Annotated in this window: 32 protein-coding genes; 16 read left to right on the top strand and 16 right to left on the bottom strand. The window is 62.2% G+C overall.

Annotated elements, in window-relative coordinates; translation table 11 throughout:
* Positions 1–99 precede the first annotated feature (99 nt).
* A complete protein-coding gene (locus P9273_RS21240) occupies positions 100–303 on the bottom strand; it encodes a CsbD family protein (RefSeq protein ID WP_278050640.1) in 204 nt (67 codons plus the stop codon).
* A 304-nt stretch (positions 304–607) separates the two neighbouring features.
* Between P9273_RS21240 and P9273_RS21235 the strand changes: the two genes are divergently transcribed.
* Positions 608–1,033, top strand: a complete 426-nt coding sequence (locus P9273_RS21235; protein WP_278050639.1) for an HD domain-containing protein — start codon at positions 608–610, stop codon at positions 1,031–1,033.
* 15 nt (positions 1,034–1,048) lie between these two features.
* Here P9273_RS21235 and P9273_RS21230 read toward each other — a convergent pair whose 3' ends face one another.
* A complete protein-coding gene (locus P9273_RS21230; protein ID WP_278050638.1) occupies positions 1,049–1,381 on the bottom strand; it encodes a hypothetical protein in 333 nt (110 codons plus the stop codon).
* 265 nt (positions 1,382–1,646) lie between these two features.
* Here P9273_RS21230 and P9273_RS21225 point away from each other — a divergent pair, with 265 nt between their 5' ends.
* From P9273_RS21225 to P9273_RS21210, 4 genes are all read left to right on the top strand, one after another.
* The gene (locus P9273_RS21225) at positions 1,647–1,892 is read left to right on the top strand and encodes a hypothetical protein (protein WP_278050637.1); all 246 of its coding nucleotides are present in this window, start codon (positions 1,647–1,649) and stop codon (positions 1,890–1,892) included.
* Positions 1,893–1,943: 51 nt separating this feature from the next.
* Complete coding sequence (locus P9273_RS21220; RefSeq protein WP_278050636.1) at positions 1,944–2,999, top strand: sensor histidine kinase; 1,056 nt, start codon at positions 1,944–1,946, stop codon at positions 2,997–2,999.
* Positions 3,000–3,116: 117 nt separating this feature from the next.
* Positions 3,117–3,470 (top strand): SPW repeat protein, encoded by a 354-nt coding sequence (locus P9273_RS21215; protein ID WP_278050635.1) that lies wholly within the window; start codon positions 3,117–3,119, stop codon positions 3,468–3,470.
* Positions 3,471–3,496: 26 nt separating this feature from the next.
* Positions 3,497–3,856 carry a hypothetical protein gene (locus P9273_RS21210; RefSeq protein ID WP_278050634.1) on the top strand — a complete coding sequence of 120 codons (360 nt, stop codon included), beginning with the start codon at positions 3,497–3,499 and terminating at the stop codon, positions 3,854–3,856.
* A 238-nt stretch (positions 3,857–4,094) separates the two neighbouring features.
* Here P9273_RS21210 and P9273_RS21205 read toward each other — a convergent pair whose 3' ends face one another.
* Positions 4,095–4,568, bottom strand: a complete 474-nt coding sequence (locus P9273_RS21205) for an Lrp/AsnC family transcriptional regulator (RefSeq protein ID WP_278050633.1) — start codon at positions 4,566–4,568, stop codon at positions 4,095–4,097.
* A gap of 138 nt (positions 4,569–4,706) precedes the next feature.
* On the opposite strand from P9273_RS21205, the gene P9273_RS21200 reads away from it, so the two are divergent.
* Positions 4,707–5,498, top strand: coding sequence for a tryptophan 2,3-dioxygenase family protein (locus P9273_RS21200; protein ID WP_278050632.1), 792 nt, complete (start codon positions 4,707–4,709; stop codon positions 5,496–5,498).
* Between the two features lie 201 nt (positions 5,499–5,699).
* Positions 5,700–6,122, top strand: coding sequence for a DoxX family protein (locus tag P9273_RS21195; RefSeq protein ID WP_278050631.1), 423 nt, complete (start codon positions 5,700–5,702; stop codon positions 6,120–6,122).
* A 177-nt stretch (positions 6,123–6,299) separates the two neighbouring features.
* On the opposite strand, the gene P9273_RS21190 is transcribed toward P9273_RS21195, so the two are convergent.
* The 4 genes from P9273_RS21190 to P9273_RS21175 form a co-directional block, all read right to left on the bottom strand.
* A complete protein-coding gene (locus P9273_RS21190; RefSeq protein WP_041001284.1) occupies positions 6,300–6,605 on the bottom strand; it encodes a hypothetical protein in 306 nt (101 codons plus the stop codon).
* Between the two features lie 75 nt (positions 6,606–6,680).
* On the bottom strand, positions 6,681–6,950 hold the full coding sequence (locus tag P9273_RS21185; RefSeq protein WP_041001282.1) for a hypothetical protein: 270 nt from the start codon (positions 6,948–6,950) through the stop codon (positions 6,681–6,683).
* Positions 6,951–7,176: 226 nt separating this feature from the next.
* Positions 7,177–7,719: a hypothetical protein gene (locus P9273_RS21180; RefSeq protein WP_278050630.1), complete on the bottom strand. Its 543-nt coding sequence runs from the start codon at positions 7,717–7,719 to the stop codon at positions 7,177–7,179.
* Positions 7,720–7,872: 153 nt separating this feature from the next.
* Positions 7,873–8,199, bottom strand: coding sequence for a hypothetical protein (locus tag P9273_RS21175; protein ID WP_278050629.1), 327 nt, complete (start codon positions 8,197–8,199; stop codon positions 7,873–7,875).
* Between the two features lie 372 nt (positions 8,200–8,571).
* Between P9273_RS21175 and P9273_RS21170 the strand changes: the two genes are divergently transcribed.
* The 3 genes from P9273_RS21170 to msrA all read left to right on the top strand — a co-directional run bounded on the left by P9273_RS21170 (position 8,572) and on the right by msrA (position 9,936).
* Positions 8,572–8,940, top strand: coding sequence for a hypothetical protein (locus P9273_RS21170; RefSeq protein ID WP_278050628.1), 369 nt, complete (start codon positions 8,572–8,574; stop codon positions 8,938–8,940).
* Positions 8,933–9,289 (top strand): hypothetical protein, encoded by a 357-nt coding sequence (locus P9273_RS21165; RefSeq protein ID WP_278050627.1) that lies wholly within the window; start codon positions 8,933–8,935, stop codon positions 9,287–9,289. The genes P9273_RS21170 and P9273_RS21165 overlap by 8 nt, the downstream gene beginning before the upstream one ends.
* A gap of 125 nt (positions 9,290–9,414) precedes the next feature.
* On the top strand, positions 9,415–9,936 hold the full coding sequence (gene msrA / locus P9273_RS21160) for a peptide-methionine (S)-S-oxide reductase MsrA (protein ID WP_278050626.1): 522 nt from the start codon (positions 9,415–9,417) through the stop codon (positions 9,934–9,936).
* A gap of 102 nt (positions 9,937–10,038) precedes the next feature.
* On the opposite strand, the gene P9273_RS21155 is transcribed toward msrA, so the two are convergent.
* Positions 10,039–10,215 (bottom strand): hypothetical protein, encoded by a 177-nt coding sequence (locus P9273_RS21155; protein WP_278050625.1) that lies wholly within the window; start codon positions 10,213–10,215, stop codon positions 10,039–10,041.
* Positions 10,216–10,402: 187 nt separating this feature from the next.
* On the opposite strand from P9273_RS21155, the gene P9273_RS21150 reads away from it, so the two are divergent.
* Positions 10,403–10,663 (top strand): hypothetical protein, encoded by a 261-nt coding sequence (locus P9273_RS21150; protein ID WP_278050624.1) that lies wholly within the window; start codon positions 10,403–10,405, stop codon positions 10,661–10,663.
* Positions 10,664–10,674: 11 nt separating this feature from the next.
* Here P9273_RS21150 and P9273_RS21145 read toward each other — a convergent pair whose 3' ends face one another.
* On the bottom strand, positions 10,675–11,220 hold the full coding sequence (locus tag P9273_RS21145; protein ID WP_278050623.1) for a PAS domain-containing protein: 546 nt from the start codon (positions 11,218–11,220) through the stop codon (positions 10,675–10,677).
* Between the two features lie 186 nt (positions 11,221–11,406).
* On the opposite strand from P9273_RS21145, the gene P9273_RS21140 reads away from it, so the two are divergent.
* The gene (locus P9273_RS21140; protein WP_278050622.1) at positions 11,407–11,703 is read left to right on the top strand and encodes a hypothetical protein; all 297 of its coding nucleotides are present in this window, start codon (positions 11,407–11,409) and stop codon (positions 11,701–11,703) included.
* A 40-nt stretch (positions 11,704–11,743) separates the two neighbouring features.
* Here the strand turns inward: P9273_RS21140 and P9273_RS21135 are convergent, their stop codons facing one another.
* The 3 genes from P9273_RS21135 to P9273_RS21125 all read right to left on the bottom strand — a co-directional run bounded on the left by P9273_RS21135 (position 11,744) and on the right by P9273_RS21125 (position 12,702).
* A complete protein-coding gene (locus P9273_RS21135) occupies positions 11,744–12,184 on the bottom strand; it encodes a GFA family protein (RefSeq protein ID WP_278050621.1) in 441 nt (146 codons plus the stop codon).
* Between the two features lie 121 nt (positions 12,185–12,305).
* The gene (locus tag P9273_RS21130; RefSeq protein ID WP_336619400.1) at positions 12,306–12,509 is read right to left on the bottom strand and encodes a hypothetical protein; all 204 of its coding nucleotides are present in this window, start codon (positions 12,507–12,509) and stop codon (positions 12,306–12,308) included.
* 31 nt (positions 12,510–12,540) lie between these two features.
* Positions 12,541–12,702, bottom strand: a complete 162-nt coding sequence (locus P9273_RS21125; protein ID WP_278050620.1) for a Thivi_2564 family membrane protein — start codon at positions 12,700–12,702, stop codon at positions 12,541–12,543.
* Between the two features lie 142 nt (positions 12,703–12,844).
* On the opposite strand from P9273_RS21125, the gene P9273_RS21120 reads away from it, so the two are divergent.
* The 3 genes from P9273_RS21120 to P9273_RS21110 all read left to right on the top strand — a co-directional run bounded on the left by P9273_RS21120 (position 12,845) and on the right by P9273_RS21110 (position 15,074).
* Complete coding sequence (locus tag P9273_RS21120) at positions 12,845–12,982, top strand: hypothetical protein (protein WP_278050619.1); 138 nt, start codon at positions 12,845–12,847, stop codon at positions 12,980–12,982.
* A gap of 94 nt (positions 12,983–13,076) precedes the next feature.
* On the top strand, positions 13,077–13,241 hold the full coding sequence (locus tag P9273_RS21115) for a DUF3309 family protein (RefSeq protein ID WP_082045228.1): 165 nt from the start codon (positions 13,077–13,079) through the stop codon (positions 13,239–13,241).
* A gap of 609 nt (positions 13,242–13,850) precedes the next feature.
* On the top strand, positions 13,851–15,074 hold the full coding sequence (locus P9273_RS21110; RefSeq protein WP_278050618.1) for an anion transporter: 1,224 nt from the start codon (positions 13,851–13,853) through the stop codon (positions 15,072–15,074).
* 47 nt (positions 15,075–15,121) lie between these two features.
* Here the strand turns inward: P9273_RS21110 and P9273_RS21105 are convergent, their stop codons facing one another.
* Positions 15,122–15,712 (bottom strand): TetR/AcrR family transcriptional regulator, encoded by a 591-nt coding sequence (locus P9273_RS21105; RefSeq protein WP_041002619.1) that lies wholly within the window; start codon positions 15,710–15,712, stop codon positions 15,122–15,124.
* A gap of 82 nt (positions 15,713–15,794) precedes the next feature.
* On the opposite strand from P9273_RS21105, the gene P9273_RS21100 reads away from it, so the two are divergent.
* Positions 15,795–16,667, top strand: coding sequence for a crotonase/enoyl-CoA hydratase family protein (locus tag P9273_RS21100; protein ID WP_041001209.1), 873 nt, complete (start codon positions 15,795–15,797; stop codon positions 16,665–16,667).
* An 11-nt stretch (positions 16,668–16,678) separates the two neighbouring features.
* Here the strand turns inward: P9273_RS21100 and P9273_RS21095 are convergent, their stop codons facing one another.
* From P9273_RS21095 to P9273_RS21085, 3 genes are all read right to left on the bottom strand, one after another.
* Positions 16,679–17,758 carry an HPP family protein gene (locus P9273_RS21095; protein ID WP_278050617.1) on the bottom strand — a complete coding sequence of 360 codons (1,080 nt, stop codon included), beginning with the start codon at positions 17,756–17,758 and terminating at the stop codon, positions 16,679–16,681.
* A gap of 319 nt (positions 17,759–18,077) precedes the next feature.
* On the bottom strand, positions 18,078–18,386 hold the full coding sequence (locus P9273_RS21090; protein WP_278050616.1) for a cupredoxin domain-containing protein: 309 nt from the start codon (positions 18,384–18,386) through the stop codon (positions 18,078–18,080).
* Positions 18,383–18,907: a DUF4142 domain-containing protein gene (locus P9273_RS21085; protein WP_041001203.1), complete on the bottom strand. Its 525-nt coding sequence runs from the start codon at positions 18,905–18,907 to the stop codon at positions 18,383–18,385. Before P9273_RS21085 ends, P9273_RS21090 begins: the two co-directional genes overlap by 4 nt.
* Positions 18,908–18,917: the final 10 nt, after the last annotated feature.

The raw sequence follows: 18,917 nt of genomic DNA, 5'->3' as shown, positions 1-18,917 counted from the left end.
CCCCCCCCCCCCCCCCCCCCCCCCCCCCCCCCCCCCCCCCCCCCCCCCCCCCCCCCCCCCCCCCCCCCCCCCCCCCCTTCCTGGTTAGCCAGTCGGCTTCTACCAGTTCTGGCGACTATACCAGTCGTCGATGTCGCGGCGCACGCGGTCCCTCTCGAGGCCGTAGCGTTCCTGGATCTTACCTTCGAGCTGGTCGCGTTTTCCCGCGATGCGGTCGAGGTCATCGTCGGTGAGCTTGCCCCACTGTTCCTTGACCTTGCCCTTCATCTGCTTCCAATTGCCTTCGACGCGGTTCCAATCCATTGCCTTACCTCCTGTTGAACACGGGTGGCTAACGGCGGCGTGGTCGCGAGGTTCCTGCCGCAAGAACGTTTCTTGGCCGGCAGGCCTGGGAGTGCCGTGCGTCATGCCGGAGCGCCGACCGTGCATACAGAAAATTGCAGGGCGTCGCGGGAACATTCGGCCTGCGCGGATGTTCTTGAATGCAGATGGCGCGCAGCCCCGCTCCCCCCGCGAAAGGCGCGCCACCGGACCGGGTTCAGACCCGAGCAGCCCGCCTCGGCCGTCCCTCGCCGGGGCGGGCTTCAATTTGACGATTGGAAGGACCATGCTTCACCGTGCGGCGAAGATCGCTGAGCAGGCTCACAGTGGCCAGAAGGAAAAGACCGGCAGACCCTATATCGAACATCTGAGACGCGTCGCCGATTCGGTCGAGACGCTGGATGAAAAGACCGTCGCTTATCTGCATGACGTCGTCGAGAAAGGCGAGGGCTGGAGCCTCGAGCGGCTCAGACAGGCCGGTTTCAGTTCATCCGTCGTTGCGGCGGTCGACGCGCTGACGAAACGGATGGACGAAAGCGAGGAGGGTTCGATTCTCCGTGCCGCCTCGGACGAGCTTGCCTTGCCCGTGAAAATAGCTGACCTGCGTGACAATCTCTGGCAGGCGCATCAGGCTGGCATTGCGCCGGACCGCTACGAGACCGGGCTCAGCATCCTTAGCGACGTGATCGCCAGGGGTGGACACTCCGTTTGACGCATGCCCGCTGGCTTAGTCATCGAGCTGCAGCAGGTTGACCTGCGGGTCGGCTCCGCAACGCTCTCGCAGCGCCCTTTCGAGGTCATTGCGATTGTCGTCGTCCAGTATGTCGGGCAAATCAAGCGCCGTGAGAGCCTGATCGTCGAATTCGATCGGCGCGCCGTAAAGCTGAGCAATCTGCATCACCAGATCTTCAATGTCTTCGCGGGCGATGTTCTCGGCCAGATTGTTCAGCCTGATCTCTTCCGAAAGCCGGATGATATTCACGATGCCTTTGATCCGCAGAGCCTGTTGGACTCTGTAGTGTGCGTCATCGCGCAACCGGATGGAGAATCGTCGGAACATGGAATGCCTCCTTCCTTGGAGGTTATCCCTCGCTCCCAACCATGCGCCACGCGATCGAGAATAGCAAGAAAAAACGCAAAAAAAGAAATTAATCAAGGAGTTAGCATACACCAACAAATGTGGTTTCGGCTTATCGTTGGCATCGTTAGTCTGTCCCATCCTTCACAGCTTAGGCATCCTTGACGCACTATGTGGCAAACCCTACTTCTACTCATAGTGAGACACTTACTCATTCGTAGCATTTTTGTCTGTGATAGAGGCGGGCATGGCTGAACTCGAACGGCCGCAAAGATTGCAGATCATGCTCACCGACGAGGAACTGGCGGCGCTGGAGAACTGGCGTTTCGAAAAGCGCATGCCAAGCCGATCGGCTGCGGTGCGCGAGCTTTTGCGTCGCGGGCTTTCGTCGGACGGATTCCTGACCGCCGACGCAGGCGCGAAGTCGCAGGATTTTGGCGTGATAGCCCAGGACAGAAAGGTCGGCGATGGCTCCAGAAACTCGAAGCCATAGCAGATGCGCTCGAGACGTTGCCTTGATGTCTGTCGGCCCTAGCTAATGCGCATGACCAATCCAGGGGGGATTTTTCGTCAGGACGCCCATGCCGACGCGCGCCTGGCGGCGATTGTCGATTCCTCCTACGACGCCATCATCGGCAAGAATCTCAACAGCATTATCACCGATTGGAACCAGGCGGCCGAGCGTATGTTCGGCTACAGCGCCGAGGAGGCCGTGGGCCAGTCCATACTGATGCTGCTCCCCGAGCATATGCACAACGAAGAGGCCGAGATCATCGGCCGCATTCGCAGGGGCGAGGGTGTGGGAAGCCACGAGACGACGCGCAAGCGCAAGGACGGCTCATTGATCGCGGTGTCGATCACGGTCTCGCCGATCAGGAACAACGCGGGCGAGATCATCGGCGCTTCGCAGATCGCCCGCGATATCTCCGCCGCCAAGGAAAGCGAGCGCCGTATCCGGCTCTTGATGCGCGAGGTCAACCACCGCGTGAAGAACCAGTTCGCGGTGATCCTGTCGATGGTCAGGGAAACCAGCAAGCGCTCGACCGACCCCCGCGAGTTCGAGGAAATGATCCGCGCCCGCATTATGGCGCTGTCGCGCTCGCACGACCTTCTGGTCACCACGGAATGGGCCGGCGCCAGTCTGTTCGACCTTGTCCAGGAGCATCTGAAGCCTTTCGGCCATGAAGACCGCATCTCGCTTTCCGGGCCGCTTCTGACGCTGCAGTCGAATGCGGTGCAGAATCTCGGCATGGCCTTCCACGAGCTCGGCACCAACTCGTCCAAATATGGCGCGCTGGCCTCGGGGGGCGGCCGCATCGAAATCACCTGGAAAGTCGAGACCGGACCCGAGGCGCAGCGGCGCTTTCATCTTGTCTGGCACGAGACCTCCGGCACGGCCGCGCAGAAGGCGTCCGAACGTAAGGGCGATCGCAAGGGTTTCGGCACGGTGGTGCTGCAGCGTGTGGCGCCGCAGTCGCTGAGCGGATCCTCCAGCCTCGAACGCTTGCCCGAGGGCGTAAAGTGGACACTTGAGGCGCCGCTCGAGGCGATAGTCGTGCCGCAGCTTGGCGCCGAAGACGGAAGTGATTTCAAGGGCTGAGGCGCCGGCGCGGCCGGTCCTCCCTTGCAGCTCTGTAAAAATGCATTACATCATGTAACAGAGCGTGTGATTGCACTCTCAGGTTGCTTTGGTCAAGCTTCATCCATGGAGGTTGTCATGGCAATGATGGAAGCAAGAAAGAGTCTCGACTGGATCACTCTGGTCCTCGCGGTCTGCCTGTTCATCTCTCCCTGGGTCATCGGATTCACCGCGGCAACGGTGCCCGCGTGGAACGCCTGGATTGTCGGCGTTCTGATCGGCGCGCTGGCGCTGGCGACGCTTTCGGTGTTCGCCGAGTGGGAAGAATGGGCAAGTGTGGTCCTCGGGCTCTGGCTGATCGTGTCGCCCTGGTTGCTAGGCTTCGCAGCTGACACCTATGTCATGGCCACGCATGTCGTTCTCGGCGTGCTGGTGGTCGCGGCATCGGCCTGGGCCGTTTGGGACTTCCGTCATCCCCACGCACACGCGTGAGCGGTGACTGAACGGGAGCCCGCCGCGTGAGCGGCGAGCTCCTTGGACTTAACCCGTTGGGCACGGGGCAGGCGGCTGTTGCGGCGGCTTCACGCAATTGCTGCAACCGGAAACCTTTTCGTGCATTCTTGGGAATGATCCCGATACTCCACCCCGAAACCCCCGCCAAATGCTGCTCTTATTGCGGCGGCCGCGACCATGATTTCGAGGAGTGCCCGAAACGCAAGGCCGATGCGGGGAAAGAGCGCGAGACGGCGCGGGTAGCGGCCGCTAAGGCTCAGCTCGCCAGCGAAGATGTCCGGCAGGACGAGGGGGCGCGCTGTTCCTCCAGCGCTGCGATCATTCCGCACCTTGGCCCTGAGCGCATGCTCCGCATCCGCAATTAATTGCAGGCCTCGCCGCATCCGCAACTAATTGAAATCCCGCCCCGTTGATGTCACGCGGTCGCGCCAAAGCCGTGACTTTTTCTGGATAATCGGAGAACGGGATCGAACCGGTCTATAATAGCGCCGGGCGTCCGCGGGTAGCGGATATCGTCTCGATCAGAACAGGTGCGGAGCCTGCCGGGCGGCTGTCGGCGGACGCTTGCGGTTTCTCGTCTCTCAAATCATTTGGGCGCTTGCCTTATCCCGTCAGCACACGTGCCGCCGCCTCGGCAAAGGAGATGTCGCCCTTGATCTCGCGCATCGCCATCGAAGTCACCGTGCGCCGCACTCCGGGCAGGCGGCTCAGCTCCTCGCGCAGCATGCGGTCGAGCGCCATCATGTCGACAGTGACGATCTGGAGCAGATAGTCGGCTTCGCCCGTGGTGGCGTAGCAGCGGCGGATCAGCGGGTGCTTCTTCACCGCCGCCTCGAAGGCGTCCGACACCTCGAAGTCGATCGATACCTGAATGAAGGCCTCGATGCCGAAGCCGATCCTGGCCGGGTCGATCCGGGTCGAATAGCCGCGGATAACGCCGGCCTCCTCCAGCGCCTTCACGCGTTTCCAGCAAGGTGTCTTGCTCAAGCCGACCTCCTCGGCGAGCTCGCCGAAGGAGATGCGCGCGTCGCGCTCAAGCGCGGCGACTATTCTGCGGTCGAGGGCGTCCGGCGTCATTCGTTCTCCAAAATGGCAGAAAAGCCCGATAATTGTCCTTCATCTAATGTACTTTGAATAACAGAAAGGAACAATGTTCAAGCTGAAAGCGCTATCCTCGTCGCCGGGTCGAAAACCTGCCCGCGAGGAGGATGAGCCATGGACAAGACAGACTATCACGCCCGCATCGAGGCGCCCGAAATGCGCGATTACGGCGTCTATCTGAAATGCGACCGGCTGCTCGCCTGCCAGAAGCCGCTCGCCGAGATGGTCAATGCCGACGAGCTGCAGTTCCAGATCGTGCACCAGGTCGAGGAACTTTGGATGAAGCTCATCGCCTATACGCTGGTTGACGTCCTGGACTATCTGGAAAGACAGGACACCCACCGCATCGTTACGCTGATGGGCCGCGTGCACCGGCTGATGCGAATGATGACGGCGCAGCTCGATCTCCTGGAGACGATGTCACCCAAGGAGTACCAGCAGATCCGCCTCCAGCTCGGCAATGGCAGCGGCCAGGAATCGCCGGGCTTCAAGCTCTTGCTGCGCCTGCCGCCGGATCTTTGGCGGGCCTTCAAGCATGCCTATCTCGACGGCCGCGGGCTAACCGTGCAGGACATCTATGACGAGCATTACGACCACGGCGATTCCTATGTCGTGGCCGAGGCGCTGATCGAGTTCGACGAGCTGTTCCAGAAATTCCGCGCCAACCACCTCTATCTGATCCACCGCTCGATCGGGCTGGGCGCCAAATCGCTGAAAGGCAGGCCGGTGGAGATCCTCGAAGGCGGCGCCCGCCACCGCTTCTTCCCCGAGCTCTGGGACATTCGCTGCGACATGACCGACCGCTGGGGCGCCGAATACGGCACCGTGCGGGAGTCGATCAGCCATCCGCGGCACCATTCTCCTTCTCCCCTTGTGGGAGTTGGTGTCGCCGGAGGCGACGGATGAGGGGTGCTCCAGGGAAAGCCGGCGTCTCACTCCGCTGGATCACCCGTCATCCGTCTCGGCGCTGCGCGCCGATCCACCTTCTCCCACAGGGGCGAAGGGAAGGGCGGCGCACGTCCCGCCAAACAATTTTCCCACCCCTGTCGGAATCCTCCCCTTTCGCCCGTCCTTGGGGCATCAACAGACAAACCCGGAGGGACACTCGTGGATAACACCCAATCGGCCTGGCAGACCGCCGCCATTCTCATCGCCCGCTTGATCTTCGCCGCCATGTTTGCGATGGCCGTGGCCTTCAAATTCATGGATATGGGCGCCACCGCCGGTTACATCGCCGCCGCGGGCTTTCCATTCCCGCTGTTTCTGGCCTGGTGCGCGGCGACCCTCGAGGCGCTGCTGGTGATATCCTTCCTCACCGGCGCTTATTTGACGCCGCTGTCGCTGATCGGGGCGGTCTATGTCACCTTCCTGGGCTTTGCCTTCCATGGCCCCTCGCACTGGGCCGGAAACCAGGCCGAGTTCGGCGCCTTCATGTCGCATTTCCCCTTCGCCGCCGGACTGCTCTACGCCGCCGTGCACGGCCCGGGCAGCGTGCTTTCGCTGCGCCAGGGCTGGCCAGGCAGGGCGTGAACTCTTCCTTCTCCCCGTTCCACCGGGGTGAGACGTGGTCCGCGCTAGCGGACGAAAAAGCCGATTGCTTGGCTTGTCCAACAATGGACGCCCAGAGCGAAAGCGCAGGGCTGTCGTGCCCCGGTGGAGCGGATGCGGGGCGGAGCCGGCGTCCTCGCAAAGCGCCCTCCCGCAGCCTCACATCTGATCGTTATATGGCTCCTTCATTTGCCCGACCATGCGCGCCAGCTTGGAGAAGGACGGCATGTCCGCTTCCGGTTGGCACTGGTTGGCGAGCTCGAGCAGCCGGATCGGGAAATTGATGGCGTCGCGGTTCGAGGCCGAGATCGCCTCCGAACGCTCCTCGCCGGTCTCGCCGGCTTCGGCCTTGCGCAGCGCGATGTCGATTTCCTCGACCGTGAGCACGCCTTTCTTGACGAGCACATGGTTGATCGCGGCGACGGCCATCAGCAGGCCCTCGAGTTGGAGATTGGCGACGTTCATGGCGTTCCTCCCATTGACCTCGCCTCAAGAACGCATGAGGGGCGTTTCCGATCCGGGCGGGGAAGCTTGCGCGGACTAAGGCTCCATCCACCGCTCGCCATATTCGTTCCAGAGCTGCCTGATCTCGCGGTTGCCGAGCGGCGGGGTCTGGCGGTCGCCGTAAGAGACAGCGACGGCGCTGAGGTCGTACTGGCCCTCGGCTTCGGCGATGAAGCGGATCGCTTCGCCGAGTGGTCTCGAATGGAAGATCGGATCGGCCTGGCCCCGGCCCAGGCTGCGAACGCCCGAAATGCTTGCAGGCACATGCCGCATCCGAAAGACGGATGCCATGGCAGGTCTGTCCATGCTGCTCTCCGCGATTCCCTCAGGGAATGATCCCATAAGCTCCGGCTAATGACCAGCCTCGGACAACCGGCCCACAGCACGGGGCGAAGGGAGCAACGCAGCCTTGAAAGGAAAAGACCTGACATGGAAAGAAAAAGCCCGGCGCGATGGCTTCCGCGGCCGCCGCAAGGCAGCCTGCGCTTACCACCATTATCGACCGGGCCGCTGCAGCCGGACCGGAAAATGCCTACCGATGCCAGCGGCGCAGCCAGTCCGGCTCGGGGTCGTCGGTTCGGCTGATCGCCATGCCGGCCAGCAGACCGACCACGCCGCCGATCAGCATCGCCGTCGAGAAGGTGCCGGGGTTCTGCTGCACTGTTTCCGACACGCTCTGCGCCTGGCTGCGCAATTGCCGGGCCGCGCGGGAGGCGCGATCCGATGCGCCGCTATACAGGTTGGAGGCGCGGCTGGAGGCGCCGCTATAGAGGTTCGACGCGCGTTCGGCCGCACCCTCATACCAGCCACTCGCGGCCTCGGCTTGCTCCTCGGCCTTGTCGGCCAGTGCGCGGTTCAATCGGCTGACCTCCCGTTTCAATTCGGCGATCTGCCGCTTCATCGCGCCTTCGGACGCCCTGGAGGAAGCCGCGCTGCCGCGCGATCCACCGCCACTGCGCGAGGCGCCGCTGCTGCGCGATGCGGCGTTACGGGGACGGGCCGCGTTGGCTGGGCTGGTGCCCGGGGTGCCGGTGCCGTTTGCCGCGCCGCCGCTGCTGCTTTCGTTGTCTGCCATGGGTTTCTCCTTTGTGCCCCTTGCAACGGTCGGGAAGCCGCATGGTTCCCCGCCGGAATTTCCACGCCTGGAGCGAGGTAGCCGTTCAAAAGACAATGGCCGTGGAGCTAGTTTCCACGGCCATTGGGCGACGAGATTTGTCGAGTTGCAGTCCTACTTGCCGCAGTTCTTGTCGTTGACGTTCGGCTGCATCGTGCCGGCGGTGGAGTTGCTGGCGTCGCCCATGGAGGTCTGCGGAGTGTTCGGACAGTTCTTGTCGGCGTTCGAGTTCATGTCGCCGCCCGTCACGCTGCCGGTCGTGCCGGTATCGGGCGCCATCTGGTCAGGCGAGGGAGTGGCCGGCGTCTTCGGGTCGACGGTGATGGTCTGGCCGCTGCCGCCCGCGCTGTCATTGCCGCTGCTAGTGCCGGCGGTCTGGGCCATTGCCGCCGTCGCGAGGCCGATCGTCAGGGCGGAAGCTGCAAGAATCCTTGTAAGCATGGTTCTTCTCCTCTGTTGCGAGACGATTGTCTGTCGCGTTGCGACTAAGGGTGGAACCCATCGGACCAAGGTTGGTTCCGACAAAATCCGCCCCGCTTCCGGCTGGCGGTTCAGCCTGCGGTTGCGGCGCCGCCACTGCTGGAAGAAGACGCGTTTCGACGGAGGGAGTTCCACAAGATAGGAAAATTTGCCTATAACCTATTGCCCGGTGAGGGCAGCTATGCTACTATTTTGTCCATGGTGCTGATTTGCGCCGATGACCCGCCGCCCGGGTTTTGTTTTTCCGATCCTTTCGAAGCCGTGGCAGGACAGAGAGAGGCGTGGAGAATACGCCATGCCTCCCGACTGCCGAGATTTCCATCAGAGATCCCCATGCCGCGCTACGCCACCATCATCACCGCCGATGACGGCGCCCAGATCGTCAGCGCCATCGGCGAATTCGAGAGCGCAAGCCTGCCGCCCAGCTCAGGCCGTGTCGAGCAGGTCGCGGCCGGCGTGCGCATCGGCATGGTGCGTGGCGGCACGGTCGATGCAGTCGCCGGTTTCGGTTTTCCGCGCCAAGGCCTCGGCCCAGCGGCAGCCCGTGCGGTCACGGCGAAGCTGAAGGCGATGGCCGCGCCGACTGTCGCTTTCGAATCTCGCAAGTCTGTCCGCGCCAAGCCGCGAAGGAAACCGGCGCGCAAGATGCGCAAGACGAAGGCGACAAATGCCGCGCCATCGGACACCGCGGCCCATGGCTGACGAAAACAAGGCCGTGCCGCGCAAGCCCGCTGGCGCGAAGCGGGCAGGGCGAAAGCCGCAGGCTCCTCGCGTGGATGCCGCTTTGCCCAGCCGCCCGAAGCGCTCGCGAAAGACGCTGGTCGACGACTTCTCCGCCGCCCTTCGCGCCGACTTTCGCGCCCATGGCGCCGGCGTCATCGCCGCGGTCAGGGCCGAAAAACCCGACCAGTATCTCAAGGTCGTGCTGACGTTGCTGCCCAAGGATTTTTCGGAAAATATCGATGCCGCCGATAGAACCAGTCTCGAGCAATTCTCGGACATCCTTTTCGAGGTGGTTGTGCGACGATTCAAGCAGACACCGGATTTCTAGGCGCAGCGGAGGCGTTGAGTCAGACACGACATACGTGGGTCCCGGTCTCAGCGTTCGCCTGTTCGAGCCGCTGGAAGAATCCAGGCGCAACGCCTATCTATGGAGTAATCCAAAGGAGGTGTGACATGGCTTCTTCCACCGAGCGTGCGGTCCTTGCCGGCGGTTGCTTCTGGGGCATGCAGGATCTGATCCGGCGCTTGCCCGGCGTGATCTCGACGCGAGTGGGCTATAGCGGCGGCGATGTTCCCAACGCTACCTACCGCAATCACGGCACTCACGCCGAGGCGATCGAGATCATCTTCGACCCGGCCAGGACCAATTTCCGCACGCTTCTCGAATTCTTCTTTCAGATCCACGATCCGACGACGAAGAACCGCCAAGGCAACGATATCGGCACAAGCTATCGTTCGGCTATTTTCTACACCAGCGACGAGCAGAAGCGGATCGCCGAGGACACGATAGCCGACGTCAACGCATCCGGCCTGTGGCCTGGCAAGGTCGTCACCGAGCTCGCCCCGGTCGGGCCCTTCTGGGAAGCTGAGCCCGAGCATCAGGACTATCTTGAGCGTTACCCCAACGGCTATACCTGCCATTTCGCGCGGCCGGGCTGGAAGCTTCCGGTCCGCCAGCAGGCGGCCGCGTCATAATCATGGCTGCTTGATATAGCCTTACGCGCTTTGATCCGCCCGCCGTGCCGGAAGGCATGGCGGGCTTTTTGCGTTCCGGCCTGCCGCCTGAGACGGGCAGGCTCAGCCCCTGACGCGACGGCCTTCGTGTTCGTGGCTGCCGATCCAATGGGCGCGGATGCGGTCGCTTGCTTCGAGATAAGCCATGTCGATAAGGTAGGTCAGAAGCTTTTCGCCATCGGCTTCGGCCTTCTGGCGAAGTTCTCGCAAGATCCCCTGCGCAAACTGCAGGTTTTCCATTTTGCTAGGCTGGTCCATGGGCGCCCCTCAAACGTATGCGCGGTAAGTTTGGCTCACTATGCTTGTATGAAGATTGTGGCCCCGCTCGCGGCGAAGCTGTACTCGGTTGCACTGATGCCCGATCAGCGAACGCGTTGGACATCGAGCGGAAATGTCGATATTTTACGCGCCCGACCGGATAGCGACCATGCACGAAGACGAGGGCAGCACTCCCGACAAGTTGCAAGTCATGCTTGACGTGATTGCCAGGAGCGTGCCCTCGGCCGAGAGCGGGCAGGCCGATTTCGGTCGGTTGAGAGCCGATGCCGCCAAGGCCGCCGGCGTGCTGATCGAATTTTACGGCGATGAGGCGCTGGAGCGAGCCAAACTCATCGAACGCCGATCCCCCCAGTCGCATTTTGCGCGCATGGTCACGGCCGAAATCGGCAGGCGCGGCAAGCGAAGCTAGCGAAAGCGGCCTCAGGACGATCTTCGCCTCCTCAGTTTTCTATCAAGGCGCTGCTCGACCTCTTCTTCGATATTGTCCAGAAGATAGGATATTAGGTGGTGCCCGATCGATCGCGCTATGTCCTTGGCCTGCCCGACATGGTTGTGGATCTCGCGCAGCGCCTGCTCCTCGCACGCGGCGTCGTACGTCAGATCAACGAACCAGCCAGGGTAGAGAGCCGCCTCGCCCAGCCCGTCGACGAAACATTGGCCGACGGCCAAGATCTTGCGCAACCCCATCTTCTCGGAACGGACCCTATAGATCTGCCTGAAGCTGGACTTGCGCTCCACGGCCTCGCGGATAGCCAGCCGAACCCTTGAGCGGTCGTCCTGGTCGATGCTTTGCATGCATCGCTCCAGCGACGCGCCGTGCGAGAATTCGTCGAGCGTCAAACCGAAATAGTCTGAAAGATTGGCGTCGCCATAGACAAGGTCACGCTTGATATCCCAGGTCCAGAACCCGTCGATCGGTGGATACCGTCCATGCCTGTTGCGGCTGTGTTCAGGCGCCAACGTCATGAAAACCGCCCCGTCCGGTTTCAAGATTCGGCAGCACTATGTAGCAAAAACGAGAAGAAACAAAGATGGCCTTTTGTACAGGGCCTAAAGTCATTGCGCTTGCCAGATTTGGCAATGTTAAACGTCATGTTCGCTATAACCGGAACGGGAAGTGATTAAAAAAGTTTCTTGAGCCGAAAGAGTTTCATGTTGGTACTGCAACTGCAGCTTGTACTTCAAAAGATAAGCGCTGCAGATGACAGGGACAACCTCAAGGTTGTATTGCCTCGGGAAACATGGTTGAAAATTCTTATATTTTGTGAAGTCGGTAAAAATCCGTTGCCTGAAACCATGCCGGCCACGACTCATATTTCACCACGTTTCAAAATGCTAGCGGCAGCTGACTGGGCGGCAAACCGCCTGCCGGTTAAAAAGCAAAACTTCGAGGAAAGTCCGCGCTATCGAGCGCTTTTCCGGATTATCCGATGGCGGCCATCAGACTGAAGGTGGTGGTCGCTCCGACTAAGTCGGCCAAGAGGCCGACCTAGGCTGACCTTTGTTGTGGCTCCGCACCGGGTTCATCGCCTTCAGCCGAATCATCGGCGACCCGGTCATGCTCGAACTGACGCGCTGCGGGCAGAGGATGCAACCAGGGCTCGCGGCGTCCGATCCAGAGTTCGTAGCTCGGCACTAAGCCTTCGGTTGGCGCAACGTCCAGGCTGCCGATCGGGACCTCAGCCTCGTCATCACCTGCGAACGGAACGCGGCTTCCGCAACTGGGGCAAAAGCTTCGAGTGCCGTAGCTGCTGGTGATGCCGGTGGTCTCGAACGCTCGTAGCGGCCATACGGCGTAGGCATGGAAGGCCGATCCGCTTGTCTTGCGGCAGTCCTTGCAATGACAGAGGCCTACCCGGAGCGGTTCGCCAGTGACGCGGAACTGCACGCCGCCACACAAGCAACTGCCGCTGCGCACGATTTCAGGCATTGGCGTTCCTTTCTGCGGCTGCGCACAGAGCCAAGTTCCTTGCACGCCTGGCAAGTCCCGCTGCCGGCTGCTAAAACCCGCAAGACGTTGTAATGGTTCCGCGCCGGCCAACAAGCAAGAGTCAGTCGGGAAGGTTGATCGGCTCCTCGCACCGATAGACGCGGCACCCACCGTCCTTGGTCGGAACCGTCGTCGAGACTGGTACTTCCGGCCAATCGCACTCATTGCCGAACTGCCGAACGAGCCGGTCATAGGTGTTCGGCCCCGTGGTCAAGACAGCGGCATGATCGCCCCTGATCAGCGCCTGCGTCTGCGCACAAGTCATCGCGCGTGTCGGGTCGGGCGATGGATCGCAGCTAGAACACCGCAAGATATTTGAGCAGCGAAACGATTCCGATGATGATGACGATGATCTGCGCGATCTGGCGCGCGCGGGCATCGAGCGGCAGGCGTTGCACGAGATACAGCACCAGGATCACAACCAGGAAGGTGATCAGTATGCCGATAAGAGCGCCCATATGCCTGCCTCCGTTTACCAAGGTTGCCCGGATCGGGCTGCCTCAAACGTTGCGGGCGGGAGAATGGTTCCACGAAGGTAAAGTGGAACAGGAGACTTGGCGAACACGTTGTTCAGCATCTTTGAATATTAAGGATAGGAACATGAAGGACGTGTTCAGCACCGCTACTGTTATCGTCTCGATCGCTATCGCCATCGCGCTTATGTTTTTGGTCCCCATCAAACTTGAAGCCAACCCTGGACAGCCGATGGTGTCGTCTTACTCGGCCAGTCCCCAGTAGAATCGGCCCGGAAGTGAGCGGAACATGCGCGCCGCTTGCGAGTTGACTTGGTCATAACGGCGCCGGGGTAGCGCTTCAGAAAGAGGAAAAGGTCATGGGTCTCGGCACAATTCTTATTATCATTCTTATCCTTGCTCTGCTTGGCGGGTTTAGCGGCATAGGCGGTGGGCCGTTCTACGGCACTGGCTACTATGGCGGCGGTGGTTTGGGGCTGGTTCTTGTTATTGTCATCATTCTGGTTGTGCTCGGACGGATCTGATGGCTACCCGGCGAGTAAACCAACGCGTCTTCGGGTTCGCCGCCAATTGTTCCAGGGTGGACGGTTTGGCGATGGAGTGCACATAGCGGTCGAGCACGCATTTTGGCGCTCGGAGCGCCCTGCGCCGTAGCAGCGCCCTGGAGGCGACGGTTGCGGCGCTTGGCGGCCGACCGGCTGCACGGGTCTCGCTAGCTCTCGCGCCCACTGCATTCGAGGCAGACGATGCTATGCCCCGGGCAACTCAGCCGGTGCGTGCCCTCCGGGCAGCAATGGCCGTTCGAGCTCAGCCAGCGCTCGCAAACGAAAACCTTCTTCGCCCCGTGGCAGCGGGAGCATTCCTGTGGACGCGTCGATCCTTCCCGCGACTCGACGCGATGTTCCGCTTCAACGACCGTGTTCATCCGTCAGTCCCCAACGCCTGGATTATCGGTCACATAGGTTAATTCACCGTTCTTTACATTAGTGTTTATGAATGTGAAGCCCACGAAAGCGTTATCGCGTTTCATGCGCTTGTGCGCTTTCCCTTTGCGCTGCCCTTGCTAAATGTGGGGCCGCTCCATGCGACGGCAGATTCTGCCGGGCAGGGCAGGCAACGGGGACCTTCTTGCAATGACATGGACCGGCGCGGGTGCGCTTTTCATCCTCGTAGCCACTTATGCCGGCGTCGCTGTCGGCCGCATCCCGGGTCTTCGCCTCGACCGCGCCGGCATCGCGCTGCTGGGGGGCGCCGCCATGATCGCCATCGGTGCGATCGGTATCGAGGACGCCTACAAAGCCATCAATTTCGACACCATCACTCTGCTGCTCGGCATGATGATCGTGGTCGCGCATCTGAAGGTGTCGGGCGCGTTTCGAGCGCTTGGCGGCTTTGCCATCGAGCATGCCCATGCGCCTTTCATGCTTTTGGTGATGGTGACGCTGTTGACCGGCGTGCTCTCTGCCTTTCTGGTCAACGACGCGATCTGCCTGGTGATGGCGCCGATCGTCGTCCATGTCACACGGATGATCAATCGCAACCCGGTGCCTTACCTCATCGCCACCTGCACGGCCTCGAACTGCGGCAGCGTCGCCACCATCACCGGCAATCCGCAGAACATGGTGATAGGGGCGCTGTCGGGCATTTCCTATCCGGCCTTCACGCTGGCGCTCGCGCCGGTGGCGCTGTTCGGCCTGCTCTGCGTTATCGTTATCGTACGTTACGTCTACCGCGCCGAATTCTCCCGCCCCGCCGAACTCAGCCCGGAAGTCTATCGCGGCCGCATGCTGCCTGGGCAGGTGCTGAAGGCCACCATCGTCTGCGTGTTGCTGGCGCTGGCTTTCTTTGCCGGCGTTCCCGTCGCCAAGGCGGCGCTGATTGCCGGCGCCTTCCTGCTGGTCACCCGGGCGATCAAGCCACGGCGCATCTACCGCGAGATCGATGGGCCGCTGCTCTTCATGTTCGCCGGCCTGTTCGTGGTGGTTGCGGGCGCCGAGCGCACGCTGCTCACCTCCGATATGATCGCCTGGGCGAAGGACGTCGGGCTCAACGATGTCTGGCGGCTCTCCGGCTTCACCGCGGTGCTTTCCAACATCATGAGCAATGTACCGGCGGTGCTGGCGCTCCGACCCTTCATCCCCGGGTTGGAAAATCCGGAGCGCGCCTGGCTGGTGGTGGCGATGAGCTCGACGTTTGCCGGCAATTTCACGCTGCTCGGCTCGGTTGCCAATCTGATCGTCGCGGAGCAGGCAAAGGCGGCCGGCAAGGAGCTTTCCTTTTCCGCCTTCTTCAAGGTCGGCCTGCCGCTGACGCTGGTGACGCTTCTCGCCGGCACGGCTTGGTTGGCATGGTCCTGAGGGTGCTCTTCCCTGCCGGACCGCATCAATCGGGACGGCCCCGCCGCCTAGGCGGCGTCCTTACCGGCCATCCTCGCCCGTATCAGGGTCGCGGCGGCATGACCGGCGGCGTTAACGTAGTCGGGATTGTGGTGGATCAGCATGCTGGAAAAAGCACCGTCCATCAGAAGCACGATCTCGCGCGCCAACATCTTGGCCTGGCCGACATTGTGGTCTGAAAGTGCGCCGGCCAGCCATTTTTCGAAATTGGTCTTGTGGCGCGCTCCGGCCTTCACCGCCGGATGCCCGGGCATCGCCGCCAGCTCGGCCGCCGTGCGCAGGAAACCGCAGCCCTTCCATTTTGGGTGACGCGCCACCCTCGCCAGGTTGGTGAAGATTGCCTCGACCTTCTTGTCCGCGCCGCCCTCCGCCGCGTCGAACCAGCCGGCCATCTGCTCGAGATTGGGCTGGTCGCGCCCGTCGAGATAGGCAGCGATCAGATCGTCCTTGCTCTTGAAATGGTAGTAGAGCGTGCGCTTGGTGAGCCCGGCTTTCTCGGCCACGGCATCAACGCTGACGCGGCCGATGCCTTCGGCGTAAAAGAGCTTGGTCGCCGCGTCGACGAGGCGTTTTCGGGTCGGGTTGGCTTTCTCGTTCATCATATAAGTATACCGACTAGTGAATATACAAGCAATCGCAAGTCTGCTCCTTATCCGGCCGAACTGCCGGAAAGGAAAAGTCATGACCGAACTTGTGCTGAGCGAGACGCGCGACCGCGTCGCGATTCTCACCCTCAACCGCCCCGACAAGCTGAATGCGCTGAATTACGCGCTGATTGACCGACTGCTGTCGCTTCTCGACCGGATCGAGACGGACGACGGCGTGCGCGCCGTCATCCTTACCGGGGCAGGGGAGCGAGCGTTTTCCGCCGGCGCTGATATCCACGAATTCTCGTTGAGCGTGGCCGAAGGCACCGATGTCGCGCTACGCGATTTCGTGAGGCGCGGCCAGCGTCTGACGGCGCGGCTAGAAGCCTTTCGCAAGCCGGTCATCGCCGCCGTCAACGGGCTGGCTTTCGGCGGCGGTTGTGAGATCACCGAAGCGGTGCCGCTGGCGATCGCCAGCGATCGCGCGCTGTTCGCCAAACCGGAAATTAACCTCGCCATGCCGCCTACCTTCGGCGGCACGCAGCGCCTGCCGAGGCTTGCCGGGCGCAAGCAGGCGCTTGAACTGCTTTTGACAGGCGAGGCGTTTTCGCCGCACCGCGCCGCCGAGCTTGGGGTTGTCAACAAGGTCGTGCCACATGCCGAATTGATGCCGCAGGCGGAAGATCTCGCTCGACGCATCATTGGCCATTCGCCGGCTGCCGTCGCCGCTATCCTCACCTCGGTCGCCCGCGGCATTGATCACAGCATTGCCGAGGGCTTGCTCGTCGAGGCCGAGCAGTTCGCGCGCATGGCCCCCACGGCAGATCTGCGCGAAGGCCTGAGTGCCTGGATCGAGCGGCGCAAGCCGGTCTATGATGGCGCATGGACGCATGTCACCCGGCCAGCAGAGACAAGACGAGCGGCGCGGTGGCTTGATCGAATGGCGAGCGGGGATAGGCCCGGGTGATCGGTGTGGCTCTATGCTACCGCTTTGAGCGGCGGCGGTACCTGCACGCGCGCGGCCGCCGCCAGCAGGTCGGTCTGGGTGATCAGTCCGAGGATATGCCGCTCGCTATCGACGATCACCACGGCATGGCTGCGGCCGTCGGTCAGCACCGGCAACAGGCTCATCGCCGGCGTATCGGGCGAGGCTGTGCCGGCCTTCGACATCACCCCTTTCACGGTTTCGCTGGCTCGTGTCAGCTCGCGCAAGCCGACCGCGCCGGTGAGACGGCCGCTCGCGTCGATCACCGGCAGGGTGCGAATATTGTGGTCGATCAGCTGTTTACGCGCCTCGTCGGCAGAGGCAGATTCCATCACCGAGATCACATCGCGGGACATGATGTCCCGGCAAAGCAGCGTGCGCTGCGAACGCACCATCGCCTGCAGTTCGACCTGCCGCAGCAGGCGCTCCAGGTCGTCACGGTCGATGTCGAAGGTCTCGTCAAGCGCCGAGAGCGCGGCGTCGACATCCTCGGGCCGGAAGCCCACGCGCTCGGCCGGCGGCCGGTCGGCAGTGCCGTGTCCGCTGGCGGCGGACACATGCACATGCGGATAGTTGCGCCGAGACAGCTTATGGAAGAGGAAGCCGAGCGCGACCAGGATGGTCGAATTCAGCGCCACCGGCACGAAGGGGAACAGGAAGCCCGCGGCGGCAACTGCCGGCCCGCCGAGCACGCCGGTGAGTGCCGCGGCACCTCCCGGCGGATGCAATGAGCGCGTGAACGACATGGCGGCGATCGCCAGCGCTACCGCAAGGCCGGAGGCTATCACCGTGTCATGCACAAAATGCGCGACCGTCACGCCGACCAGTGCCGAGATCGTGTTGCCGCCGACGATCGACCAGGGCTGCGCCAGCGGGCTCGACGGAACGGCAAAGAGGAGCACGGCGGAAGCGCCCATCGGCGCCACCAGCATCGCCACAAGCGGGCCGCTGCCCATGGCAAGCCCGCTGATCATCCCGGTGAGCGCGATGCCGATGGTCGCGCCGATGCAAGCAAGCAGCCGTTCGCGAAGCGTCGCGCCGGCAAGGATCGGAACGAAAAGGCGAAACGCCATGGCAGGCCCTGTCAAACGCGGAATTCTGTGCAATGGGCAATGCCGCCAAAGGCGGAAATTGGAAAGCCAAACCGATCCGTTTCATCGGCGCTGAGGGGAATATTATTGCGCGATGCGGAACCTGTGGCAGGCCACCGATGGCCTCCACTTGGTCAATCGCGTCAATCCTTTAGGAGGTTTGCGGAATCGGTTCGGCAATTCGCCCGAATGTCCTGGCCTCGGCGAGAAGTGTGCCGGTGCGGGGTGCGGCAACCGGCCATGGGAGGATTGCTGCAAGGTTAGGCGAGGCGCGGATGCGCCTCGCTTTCCGGTAGGGTGATCAAGGGGCTACCTCGATATGGCCCTTCATGTTGGGATGGAAGCGGCAGAAATAGTCCACTGCCCCCGCCGCCGTGAGCGTAACCTTGCCCTTCGACTTCGCCGGGATCATCACATCCCAGCCGCCTTTGACCGTGGCGGTATGGGCGAGAATATCGATGTTCGTCCACTCGATCGTATCGCCGACCTTGGCCTGGACGCTTGCCGGCGAAAAGACCAACTTGTCGATCGTCACCTCGATGGTCGCCGCGAACGCCGGCGACGCGATGAGCGCCGCCGCCAGCGCTGGCGCAAGAGCCAGGGGCCTCATTTCAGCATGCCGGCGACATGTTCGGCATGTTGCTCATGCCCCTGGAATATCTTGAGGCCGGTCTCCAGCAGGCTCTTCAGCTCGGCATTGGTGGCCGAGGGGATCAGCAGGGTTTCGAGCGCGCTGTCGACCTGCTTGTGATAGGCCACTTCGTTCTCGATATAGGCCTTGTCGAAGGCTGCCCCTTGCAGCTTTGCCAGCTTGGCGCGCTCCTCCTTCGCGGCCTTGGCCAGCGCCTTGCTGGTGTCGTTGTCCTCGGGCGTGACCTTCAGCTTCTTCACCAGGTCGAGCGCCTGCTTGTTGACCGCCGCATGGTCGCGCTCCATGTCCTTGGCGAAGTCGATGATCTCCTTGTTTTTCGACTTCTTGATCGCCAGCTTGGCCGCTTCGATGTCGATCGTGCCGGCCGTATAGGCGATGTGGGCGATCTGCGGGTCGGTGGGTTTTTCGGCAGCTAGCGCCAGCGGCGCTGCACCAATGAACAAAAGAGCAGCGAGGGCGGCGGTTGGTCGCATGAACATGGCATCTCCT

This window comes from Mesorhizobium sp. WSM4935, from assembly GCF_029625735.1.
Classification (GTDB): domain Bacteria; phylum Pseudomonadota; class Alphaproteobacteria; order Rhizobiales; family Rhizobiaceae; genus Mesorhizobium.
Note: the sequence above shows the minus strand (reverse complement) of the source record. Positions and strands in the feature narration are given on the sequence as shown.

Bases quoted from the DNA above. Each gene is read 5' to 3' on its own strand.
- P9273_RS21240 (WP_278050640.1), bottom strand. From the start codon at position 303: ATGGATTGGAACCGCGTCGAAGGCAATTGGAAGCAGATGAAGGGCAAG.
- P9273_RS21235 (WP_278050639.1), top strand. From the start codon at position 608: ATGCTTCACCGTGCGGCGAAGATCGCTGAGCAGGCTCACAGTGGCCAG.
- P9273_RS21230 (WP_278050638.1), bottom strand. From the start codon at position 1,381: ATGTTCCGACGATTCTCCATCCGGTTGCGCGATGACGCACACTACAGA.
- P9273_RS21225 (WP_278050637.1), top strand. From the start codon at position 1,647: ATGGCTGAACTCGAACGGCCGCAAAGATTGCAGATCATGCTCACCGAC.
- P9273_RS21220 (WP_278050636.1), top strand. From the start codon at position 1,944: ATGACCAATCCAGGGGGGATTTTTCGTCAGGACGCCCATGCCGACGCG.
- P9273_RS21215 (WP_278050635.1), top strand. From the start codon at position 3,117: ATGGCAATGATGGAAGCAAGAAAGAGTCTCGACTGGATCACTCTGGTC.
- P9273_RS21205 (WP_278050633.1), bottom strand. From the start codon at position 4,568: ATGACGCCGGACGCCCTCGACCGCAGAATAGTCGCCGCGCTTGAGCGC.
- P9273_RS21200 (WP_278050632.1), top strand. From the start codon at position 4,707: ATGGACAAGACAGACTATCACGCCCGCATCGAGGCGCCCGAAATGCGC.
- P9273_RS21190 (WP_041001284.1), bottom strand. From the start codon at position 6,605: ATGAACGTCGCCAATCTCCAACTCGAGGGCCTGCTGATGGCCGTCGCC.
- P9273_RS21185 (WP_041001282.1), bottom strand. From the start codon at position 6,950: ATGGACAGACCTGCCATGGCATCCGTCTTTCGGATGCGGCATGTGCCT.
- P9273_RS21180 (WP_278050630.1), bottom strand. From the start codon at position 7,719: ATGGCAGACAACGAAAGCAGCAGCGGCGGCGCGGCAAACGGCACCGGC.
- P9273_RS21175 (WP_278050629.1), bottom strand. From the start codon at position 8,199: ATGCTTACAAGGATTCTTGCAGCTTCCGCCCTGACGATCGGCCTCGCG.
- P9273_RS21170 (WP_278050628.1), top strand. From the start codon at position 8,572: ATGCCGCGCTACGCCACCATCATCACCGCCGATGACGGCGCCCAGATC.
- P9273_RS21165 (WP_278050627.1), top strand. From the start codon at position 8,933: ATGGCTGACGAAAACAAGGCCGTGCCGCGCAAGCCCGCTGGCGCGAAG.
- msrA (WP_278050626.1), top strand. From the start codon at position 9,415: ATGGCTTCTTCCACCGAGCGTGCGGTCCTTGCCGGCGGTTGCTTCTGG.
- P9273_RS21155 (WP_278050625.1), bottom strand. From the start codon at position 10,215: ATGGAAAACCTGCAGTTTGCGCAGGGGATCTTGCGAGAACTTCGCCAG.
- P9273_RS21150 (WP_278050624.1), top strand. From the start codon at position 10,403: ATGCACGAAGACGAGGGCAGCACTCCCGACAAGTTGCAAGTCATGCTT.
- P9273_RS21145 (WP_278050623.1), bottom strand. From the start codon at position 11,220: ATGACGTTGGCGCCTGAACACAGCCGCAACAGGCATGGACGGTATCCA.
- P9273_RS21140 (WP_278050622.1), top strand. From the start codon at position 11,407: ATGTTGGTACTGCAACTGCAGCTTGTACTTCAAAAGATAAGCGCTGCA.
- P9273_RS21135 (WP_278050621.1), bottom strand. From the start codon at position 12,184: ATGCCTGAAATCGTGCGCAGCGGCAGTTGCTTGTGTGGCGGCGTGCAG.
- P9273_RS21130 (WP_336619400.1), bottom strand. From the start codon at position 12,509: ATGACTTGTGCGCAGACGCAGGCGCTGATCAGGGGCGATCATGCCGCT.
- P9273_RS21125 (WP_278050620.1), bottom strand. From the start codon at position 12,702: ATGGGCGCTCTTATCGGCATACTGATCACCTTCCTGGTTGTGATCCTG.
- P9273_RS21120 (WP_278050619.1), top strand. From the start codon at position 12,845: ATGAAGGACGTGTTCAGCACCGCTACTGTTATCGTCTCGATCGCTATC.
- P9273_RS21115 (WP_082045228.1), top strand. From the start codon at position 13,077: ATGGGTCTCGGCACAATTCTTATTATCATTCTTATCCTTGCTCTGCTT.
- P9273_RS21110 (WP_278050618.1), top strand. From the start codon at position 13,851: ATGACATGGACCGGCGCGGGTGCGCTTTTCATCCTCGTAGCCACTTAT.
- P9273_RS21105 (WP_041002619.1), bottom strand. From the start codon at position 15,712: ATGAACGAGAAAGCCAACCCGACCCGAAAACGCCTCGTCGACGCGGCG.
- P9273_RS21100 (WP_041001209.1), top strand. From the start codon at position 15,795: ATGACCGAACTTGTGCTGAGCGAGACGCGCGACCGCGTCGCGATTCTC.
- P9273_RS21095 (WP_278050617.1), bottom strand. From the start codon at position 17,758: ATGGCGTTTCGCCTTTTCGTTCCGATCCTTGCCGGCGCGACGCTTCGC.
- P9273_RS21090 (WP_278050616.1), bottom strand. From the start codon at position 18,386: ATGAGGCCCCTGGCTCTTGCGCCAGCGCTGGCGGCGGCGCTCATCGCG.
- P9273_RS21085 (WP_041001203.1), bottom strand. From the start codon at position 18,907: ATGTTCATGCGACCAACCGCCGCCCTCGCTGCTCTTTTGTTCATTGGT.